1 protein-coding gene is annotated in these 2,143 nt (G+C 59.6%); it reads left to right on the top strand.

Translation table 11 applies throughout. The annotated features are described in order from the left end of the window. On the top strand, positions 1–2,143 hold a 2,143-nt coding region (locus NTD82_RS16080), incomplete at both ends, for an immunoglobulin-like domain-containing protein (RefSeq protein WP_315974958.1).

The following is a 2,143-nucleotide window of genomic DNA, read 5'->3' on the forward strand; positions in this document are numbered from 1 at the left end:
CACCGATGATCCGGCCCGTTTGGACACCACCGGCCTGACGCTCAGCGCAACCGGTTCCGTCCAGGAAGGCGGCAACATTGTTTACACCGCCAAGCTGACCAATCCAGCCGGCACCGAGATGAAGATCACCTTGAGCAACGGTGAAACCATCACCATCGCCAAGGATGCGACCGAAGGCAGCGTGACCTTCGCAGCACCAAAAGACACCGTTTACGTCGACGCCGGCAGCGTCAGCGTGACCATCACCGGTACCACTGGTGGCGACTTCGAGCATCTGGAAGTCAGCCCAACCGCGGCGGTTACTGCTGTAACGGATTCGATTGATACCTCGACCGTCACCCTGACCGCGACTGCCAGTGCTGTTGAAGGTGGTGTGGTTACTTATACCGCTTCGGTAACGGCTCCAGTGACTGGCGCTCCGCTGGTCATCACCTTGGCTAACGGTCAGTCGATCACCATTCCGGTTAATGCGAGCAGCGGTTCGGTCGATTTCATCGCTCCGAACAACGTGCTCAACACCAACACGCCGCTGACCAACAGCATCACCGGCGTGACTGGCGGCAACTACGAGCACCTGGAAACCGCTGGCACGCCGACCACCGTTGTCACCGATGATCCGGCTCGTCTGGACACCACCGGCCTGACCTTGTCCGCGACCGGCTCCGTCCAGGAAGGCGGCAACATCGTCTACACCGCCAAGCTGACCAATCCAGCCGGCACCGAGATGAAGATCACCTTGAGCAACGGTGAAACCATCACCATCGCCAAGGATGCGACCGAAGGTTCTGTCACCTTCGCTGCACCGAAAGACACCGTGTACGTCGACGCCGGCAGCGTCAGCGTGACCATCACCGGCACCACCGGTGGTGACTTCGAACATCTGGAAGTCAGCCCAACCGCGGCGGTTACTGCTGTAACGGATTCGATTGATACCTCGACCGTCACGCTGACGGCGACTGCCAGTGCCGTTGAAGGCGGTGTGGTTACTTACACCGCAAGCGTCACAGCTCCGGTCACCGGCGCGCCGCTGGTCATCACTCTGGCCAACGGCCAGTCGATCACCATCCCGGTTAATGCAAGCAGCGGCTCGGTGGACTTCATCGCACCGAACAACGTGCTCAACACCAACACCCCGCTGATCAACAGCATCACTGGCGTGACTGGTGGCAACTACGAGCACCTGGAAACCGCAGGTACTCCGACTACCGTAGTGACCGATGACCCAGCGCGCCTCGACACCACCGGCCTGACGCTCAGCGCCACTGGCTCGGTTCAAGAAGGCGGCAACATCGTCTACACCGCCAAGCTGACCAACCCAGCCGGCACTGAAATGAAGATCACCTTGAGCAACGGTGAAACCATCACCATTGCCAAGGATGCAACCGAAGGCTCCGTCACGTTCGCAGCACCAAAAGACACCGTTTATGTCGACGCGGGTAGCGTCAGCGTGACCGTCACCGGTACCACTGGCGGTGACTTCGAGCATCTGGAAGTTAGCCCGACTGCTGCCGTGACCGCGGTTACAGATTCGATTGATACCTCAACCGTCACGTTGACCGCGACTGCCAGCGCGGTTGAGGGTGGTGTAGTGACTTACACCGCTTCGGTAACTGCTCCAGTGACCGGTGCTCCGCTGGTCATCAGTCTCGCCAACGGTCAGTCGATCACCATCCCTGTGAATGCGAGCAGCGGCTCGGTCGACTTCATCGCACCGAACAACGTGTTGAACACCAATACGCCGCTGACTAACAGCATCACCGGCGTCACCGGCGGCAACTACGAGCATCTGGAAACCGCCGGTACTCCAACCACCGTCGTGACCGACGATCCGGCTCGTCTGGACACCACTGGCCTGACCTTGTCCGCGACTGGTTCCGTCCAGGAAGGCGGCAGCATTGTTTACACCGCCAAGCTGACTAACCCGGCTGGCACTGAAATGAAGATCACCTTGAGCAATGGTGAAACCATCACCATTGCCAAGGACGCTACCGAAGGCAGCGTGACCTTCGCAGCCCCGAAAGACACTGTTTATGTGGATGCCGGCAGCGTCAGCGTGACCATCACGGGCACCACCGGTGGTGATTTCGAACACTTGGAAGTCAGCCCGACTGCTGCCGTAACTGCGGTTACCGACAGCATCGAC

Origin of the sequence: Pseudomonas sp. 5P_5.1_Bac1, from assembly GCF_025466015.1 — a bacterium.
Lineage (GTDB): Bacteria > Pseudomonadota > Gammaproteobacteria > Pseudomonadales > Pseudomonadaceae > Aquipseudomonas.